We start from the raw sequence: 5613 nt of genomic DNA on the forward strand, positions 1-5613 counted from the left end.
GTCGGGCCGGGTGGTGTAGACCGGCAGGCCGGCCTCGAAACCGGCAGGCGCGTCGCCGGCGAACTGGAATGAGAACTTCGCCCCCTTGGAGCGACCGATCCAGTTTTCCTGCATCAACCGGACCTTGTCGGGCCAGCGGTCCAGGGTGGACAGATCTTCCAGCAGTTGGTCGGCATAGTCTGTGATGCGCAGGAACCACTGGTTCAGCTTGCGCTTCTCGACCACCGCGCCCGATCGCCAGCCACGGCCGTCGACCACCTGCTCATTGGCCAGCACCGTCTGGTCGACCGGGTCCCAGTTGACGGTGCTTTCGCGGCGATAGACCAGGCCGGTCTTCATCAGGTCCAGGAACCACGCCTGCTGCTTGCCGTAGTATTCGACGTCGCAAGTGGCGAACTCGCGGGACCAGTCGATGCTGAGCCCCAGCTCCTTCAGCTCGGAGCGCATGCGGGCGATGTTGTCGTAGGTCCAGCCGCGGGGATCCACGCCGCGCTCCATGGCCGCGTTCTCCGCGGGCAGACCGAAGGCGTCCCAGCCCATCGGGTGAAGGACATTGAAGCCCCGGGCGCGCTTGAACCGGGCCACCACGTCGCCCAGCGAGTAGTTGCGCACATGGCCCATGTGCAGGCGCCCCGACGGATAGGGGAACATCTCGAGCGCGTAGTATTTCGGGGTTCCGGGCGCGGGCGGGCCGGCGCGGAAGACCTGGGCCTCGTCCCAGGCCTTTCGCCACTTCGGCTCGGTCTCTTTCGGATTGTAGCGGGCCATGCGGACAGCTTTCAGACTTCGGTGGGGAACCGGCCAGCGGCGGACGTCGCGCTGACCCTAGATGGGAGAGCGCATCCGACGGTTCTCACCCTTGCTGATGCGCCCTTTTAGGCCTTAGCCGATGTTCGACAGTCGAAGCTGCCGGGCCTTGGTAAGGATCGCGTTTTCCAGATCGGTCTCGGTCTGACCGGCCGAGGCCGCGTCGATCCAGGCGCCGCTGGCGTCGCGGTTCTGCTTGAAGACCGCCACGTTCAGGCCATCGGCGCGCAGGCGCGAATCCAGGATGTAGACGGTGCATTTGAAGCGCTCGTCCGGCTTTTCGGGATTCACATACCAGTCGGTGATGACCACGCCGCCGTAGGGATCGGCCGAGGCCAGCGGCATGAAGGAGAGCGTGTCCAGGGTCGCGCGCCACAGGTAGCCGTTGACGCCGATGGCCGGCGCCGAGCCCGACGAGCCCTTGGCCTTGCCGCCGCCGCCGCGTCCGAACAGGCTGAAGCCGCCTTCTTCCTGCGTCTGGAAGGTTCGCGTACCGCTGCTGCTGGAGCAAGCCGCCAGGGCCGTGAGGCTGAGCACCAGCACCCCGGTCGTCACGCCACGCATAAACTCACCGCGCACAAACGGCATATAGTCGCTCCCAGTCGTTAGTCCGCGTCGGTTCAGCGCCGCGGCGCCGCCCCCCGAGCCGCAGCCTCTATAACAATGCGCGGGGAACCGCCAAACAGGAATCGCGTTGCCCTGCCGCCACAGGCGCCGGGCGATCTGTCCACAGACCGGTCCGAGGCGCCGCAATCTGTTGACCTCGCCTCCGCGGGGACTTTAATCGAGCCAACGGTCGCGTCGTGTAATGGCGAGGCCGGGGCTTAGGGGCTATATAGGTGGTCATGTCCAAGCGTTTGGTCATTTCGTTGGTCGGTGCGGCGCTCCTCGCGAGCGGGGCCTCGGCGGCGCATGCCCAATCGGCGAAGGGCAAGACCGCCGACTTCACCGTGCGCAGCGAAACAACCATGACCCCGCAAGGGACCAAGGCGTTGTTGGATACGCGCAGGGGGCGCTGGGGGGTCACGCTCAACCTGAATCAACGGGCCGAGCGCGACATGCAATTGAACGACATCCAGGCGGGGGCCTATTTCCGGGTGACGCCCAGCCTTCGGGTCGGCGGCGCCGTGGCGTTCGGCGACCAGGAAACGCCGGAATACAAGAAGACGCAGCCGGTGGATTCCGCCCCGCGCGTCCGTCTCGAGACCGCCTTTAAGTTCTAAGGGCTTCCACAGCCGCGATCCCGACCACGCCCGTAGGCAACAGCCTGCGGGCTGTTTTGTCGCTGATTCCGCCCAGGCCGTAGACCGGGCCCCCGGCGGCCCGAACCAGGATCGCCAGACGAACGGGTCCCATGGGCGGTCCGGCCGAGGCGCTGGCCGAGGGGAATGTCGCCGACACCACCACCGCGTCGGCGCCGAAGGCGAACGCTCGTCGCGCGGCCCGGAGGCTGTGGGCCGCGGTGGTGACCAGAAAGCCTTGCCGCTTCAGTCGCGCCGCCTGGCTCGCCAGGCGTTCGGGCAGGTGGACGCCATGGGCGCCGATTTTCAGGGCCAGGGCGGCGTCGGCGCCGATCAGCAGCTTCAGTCCCCTTGCCCGCGCGATGACCAGCAGGCGACGCGCCCGGAGCTCAGCGTCAGCCGCGCCGAAGGCGCGATAGACCACCGCCGATCCACGGGGCAGGCGCAGCATGGCCGCCTCGATGTCGGGGGTGCGCTGCGGGTCGGTGAAGAACATCAGGGAGGGCTTTCGCCAGGCCGCCCGCGCGCCTAAGGCTGCCGCCGTCCGCGTCACTGTCCAGAAGCCGCCCGAAATGACCGTCTCTCCCGATGCCCTCTCCGACGTCCTAAACCGGATCGCCCGCGCGGCGAAGGCGTGCGGCCGCGCCGCCTCCGACGTGACCCTGGTCGCCGTCTCCAAGCAACAGCCCTGGGAGGCGATCGCGCCAGTCCTGGAGGCCGGCCAGGCCGTGTTCGGCGAGAATAGGGTGCAGGAAGCCATGGAGCGCTGGGGCGAACGGCGCGCGGGCGTGGAGCTGCGCCTTATCGGGCCGCTGCAGAGCAACAAGGCCAAGGAAGCCGTGGCCTTCTTCGACGTGATCGAGAGCCTGGACCGGGAGAAACTGGCCGCGGCGCTGGCGGCCGAGGTCCAGAAGCAGGGCCGGACGCCGCGTCTCTATGTGCAGGTGAACACCGGCGAGGAGGCCCAGAAGGCCGGCGTCGCGCCCGCCGAGGCCGACGCGTTCATCGCAACGGTTCGCGCGATCCACGGCCTGGAGGTCGAGGGCCTGATGTGCATTCCGCCGGTGGGGGAGCCGCCGGGGCCGCACTTCGCCCTGCTGGCCAAGATCGCGGCGCGCAACGGGCTGGCCAAGCTGTCCATGGGCATGAGCGACGACTTCGAGACCGCGATCCGCTTCGGCGCCACCAGCGTGCGGGTCGGCTCGGCGTTGTTCGGCGCGCGGGCTAGGCCCTGACGATCGCCACGGCGTCGCCCAGCCGGGCCTTGGCCAGCAGCTCCAGCAAATGCTCGCGGGCCAGGGCGACGCAGCCCTGGGTGGGCGGATAGCCGGGCTTGGCCAGGTGCAGGAAGATGGCCGAGCCCAGCATCGGAACCGGCGGGTCGTCGTTGTGGGCCAGGACGCAGACCAGGTCGTACACGTCGTCGTCGCGCCACATCTGCTCGGCGCTGGCCGGATGGGGCAGCTTCACCGCGCGGTTATAGGCCGGGTCCAGAGGGGCGTCGCACCAGCCGTCGTCGCGGGCCAGGGCCTTGGTGGGCAGGCCGGTTTCCGGCGGCTCGCCCTTGTCGGGCCGATAGAGCACGCGGCGAATGGTCCAGGTCCCCAACGGCGAGGCGCCGTCGCCCTCACGCTTGTCCTTGGCGCCCACGACCCCACCCATGCCGAGCGCGCAAGGCACGATGTGGCCGCCCAGATCGAAGGTTCCATCTGACATAGCCGTGAAGATCATGGTCTGCGGGGTCTCGAGAGGTTGGCGCGCGGGGGCGACACGGTGCATGTTCCGGCTCATGGCTCAACGCAAGACCTTGCTCGTCGTGGACGACAACGAAGACCTGCGCGGCGCGATCGCCGAGCAGCTCCAACTTTCCGAGGAATTCTCGGCTCTTGAGGCCGCGACCGGCGGCGCCGGGGTGGCGTCGGCCGTCGAGAATCGCCCCGACCTCATTCTGCTGGACGTAGACTTACCGGACATGAACGGCCGAGAGGCCTGCCGGCAGATGCGGGCCCAGGGTGTGGTCTGCCCGATCATCATGCTCACCGCCGCCGACACCGACGAGGACACCATCTCGGGCCTGGACGCCGGGGCCAACGACTATGTGACCAAGCCCTTCAAGTTCCAGGTCCTGCTGGCCCGTATCCGCGCCCAGCTCCGCAGCCACGAACAGTCCGAGGGCGCGGTCTTCCACCTGGGCGCCTACGAGTTCCGGCCCTCGGCCAAGATGCTGGTGGACGCCAACCAGAAGAAGATCCGGCTGACGGAAAAAGAGACCAACATCCTGAAGTACCTCTACCGGGCGGGCGAAAAGCCGGTCAGCCGCGAGGAACTGCTGGCCGAGGTCTGGGGCTATAACGCCGGCGTCACCACCCACACCCTGGAAACCCACGTCTACCGTCTGCGCCAGAAGATCGAGCCCGATCCCGGCAACGCCCGGCTGCTGCTGACCGAGGCGGGCGGGTATCGGCTGGCGCCTTAGGTGGCCGCTAAGAGGTGGGGTCTCGCCAAGACCTTCCCGCTGATGATGATCGCCGCGTTGGTGGTCGGCTTCACGGTGGTGGGCGTCACCTCCTACCAGAACCGGCTGGAGAAGATCGCGGAGTCGGAGGCGGCGGCCAATCCTGCGACCATCGCCGGGCCGCCCTGTCCGGTGCTGACGTTGGCGGAGTTCGACGCGCTGCCGGTGAAACCCAAGAAGACCTTCATCTTCAATGAGGTGACGTTCGACCGCCGGTTCGGGCACGTCGCCTGCAACGTGGTCGGCGACGGCGGTGGAACCGGCTTCGCGCCGATCTGTCAGTTCACCGCGCCCGCCGTGCTGCGGGTCACCACCAAGCGGGGCGTATCCTACTTCAAGCCAGGGGTGGGTAACCCGGTGACGGTGACGCTGGCGGGCGGGACGCCTCGGTGCGTCATGGCCGCCAACTTCAAGCCCTAGAGCCCGAAGTCCGCGCTAACCGGGGCGTGGTCGCTGGGGCGCTCCCATTCGCGAACGTCGTCGTGGACCCGGGCCGCCGCCGCGCCGTGGCGGAAGGCCGCCTCGCGCAGACCGGGCGAGATCAGGATGTGGTCCAGGCGCAGCCCGCGGTTCGACGCGCGGAAGTCGGCGGCGCGGTAGCTCCACCACGAGAACAGCTTCTGCGGGTCGGGGATGGCCTCGCGCACCAGGTCGGTGAAGTTGAGGCTGGCCTTGAGCGCGGCGAAGGCCTCCAGCTCGATGGGGGTGTGGCTGACGATCTTCGACATCTGCTTGTGGCTCCAGACGTCGAACTCGCCGGGCGCCACGTTCAGATCCCCGACGATGGCCAAGGGCTGCCTAGGGTCGCGGCGGGCCATGTCGGCGGTGAGCTGCTCATAGAAGTCCAGCTTGTGGTCGAACTTCGCGTTGAGCTCCCGATCCGGAATGTCGCCGCCGGCGGGGATGTAAAAGTTCTGCACCTCGATGCCGCCGATCTTGCCCGAGACGCAGCGGGCATGGCCCTCCCGGCAGGCGTTGAGCGGCGCCACATCCTCGATGGGGAGGCGCGAGGCGATGGCGACGCCGTGCCAGCCCTTCTGGCCGGAGATC

General features: G+C 68.1%; 9 protein-coding genes. 4 read left to right on the forward strand and 5 right to left on the reverse strand.

Annotation, left to right across the window (positions count from 1 at the left end):
- A partial coding sequence (locus RMO04_RS12415; RefSeq protein WP_309645096.1) for a class I tRNA ligase family protein occupies positions 1 to 768 on the reverse strand: 768 nt, incomplete at its 3' end.
- Positions 769 to 882: 114 nt separating this feature from the next.
- On the reverse strand, positions 883 to 1371 hold the full coding sequence (locus RMO04_RS12420) for a DUF3576 domain-containing protein (RefSeq protein WP_309645097.1): 489 nt from the start codon (positions 1369 to 1371) through the stop codon (positions 883 to 885).
- 281 nt (positions 1372 to 1652) lie between these two features.
- Between RMO04_RS12420 and RMO04_RS12425 the strand changes: the two genes are divergently transcribed.
- Entirely contained in the window at positions 1653 to 2030 is a 378-nt protein-coding gene (locus tag RMO04_RS12425) for an NtrZ family periplasmic regulatory protein (protein ID WP_309645102.1), read from the forward strand.
- On the opposite strand, the gene RMO04_RS12430 is transcribed toward RMO04_RS12425, so the two are convergent.
- Positions 2020 to 2544 (reverse strand): thiamine phosphate synthase, encoded by a 525-nt coding sequence (locus RMO04_RS12430; protein ID WP_309645098.1) that lies wholly within the window; start codon positions 2542 to 2544, stop codon positions 2020 to 2022. The genes RMO04_RS12425 and RMO04_RS12430 overlap by 11 nt on opposite strands.
- A gap of 76 nt (positions 2545 to 2620) precedes the next feature.
- Between RMO04_RS12430 and RMO04_RS12435 the strand changes: the two genes are divergently transcribed.
- Entirely contained in the window at positions 2621 to 3283 is a 663-nt protein-coding gene (locus RMO04_RS12435; RefSeq protein WP_309645099.1) for a YggS family pyridoxal phosphate-dependent enzyme, read from the forward strand.
- Here the strand turns inward: RMO04_RS12435 and RMO04_RS12440 are convergent.
- On the reverse strand, positions 3273 to 3827 hold the full coding sequence (locus RMO04_RS12440; RefSeq protein WP_405041495.1) for a L,D-transpeptidase: 555 nt from the start codon (positions 3825 to 3827) through the stop codon (positions 3273 to 3275). The genes RMO04_RS12435 and RMO04_RS12440 overlap by 11 nt on opposite strands.
- A 10-nt stretch (positions 3828 to 3837) precedes the next feature.
- Between RMO04_RS12440 and RMO04_RS12445 the strand changes: the two genes are divergently transcribed.
- Positions 3838 to 4524, forward strand: a complete 687-nt coding sequence (locus RMO04_RS12445; RefSeq protein ID WP_309645104.1) for a response regulator transcription factor — start codon at positions 3838 to 3840, stop codon at positions 4522 to 4524.
- On the forward strand, positions 4525 to 4983 hold the full coding sequence (locus tag RMO04_RS12450; RefSeq protein WP_309645100.1) for a hypothetical protein: 459 nt from the start codon (positions 4525 to 4527) through the stop codon (positions 4981 to 4983).
- Here the strand turns inward: RMO04_RS12450 and RMO04_RS12455 are convergent.
- The coding region (locus RMO04_RS12455) for an exodeoxyribonuclease III (protein ID WP_309645101.1) at positions 4980 to 5613 on the reverse strand (634 nt) is incomplete at its 5' end. The two genes, RMO04_RS12450 and RMO04_RS12455, sit on opposite strands and share 4 nt — an antisense overlap.

Source organism: Phenylobacterium sp., assembly GCF_031412415.1.
GTDB lineage: Bacteria > Pseudomonadota > Alphaproteobacteria > Caulobacterales > Caulobacteraceae > Phenylobacterium.

Excerpts from the sequence above, each read along its gene's own strand:
- RMO04_RS12430 (WP_309645098.1), bottom strand. The coding sequence starts at position 2,544 with ATGTTCTTCACCGACCCGCAGCGCACCCCCGACATCGAGGCGGCCATG.
- RMO04_RS12420 (WP_309645097.1), bottom strand. The coding sequence starts at position 1,371 with ATGCGTGGCGTGACGACCGGGGTGCTGGTGCTCAGCCTCACGGCCCTG.
- RMO04_RS12435 (WP_309645099.1), top strand. The coding sequence starts at position 2,621 with ATGACCGTCTCTCCCGATGCCCTCTCCGACGTCCTAAACCGGATCGCC.
- RMO04_RS12440 (WP_405041495.1), bottom strand. The coding sequence starts at position 3,827 with ATGCACCGTGTCGCCCCCGCGCGCCAACCTCTCGAGACCCCGCAGACC.
- RMO04_RS12425 (WP_309645102.1), top strand. The coding sequence starts at position 1,653 with ATGTCCAAGCGTTTGGTCATTTCGTTGGTCGGTGCGGCGCTCCTCGCG.
- RMO04_RS12445 (WP_309645104.1), top strand. The coding sequence starts at position 3,838 with ATGGCTCAACGCAAGACCTTGCTCGTCGTGGACGACAACGAAGACCTG.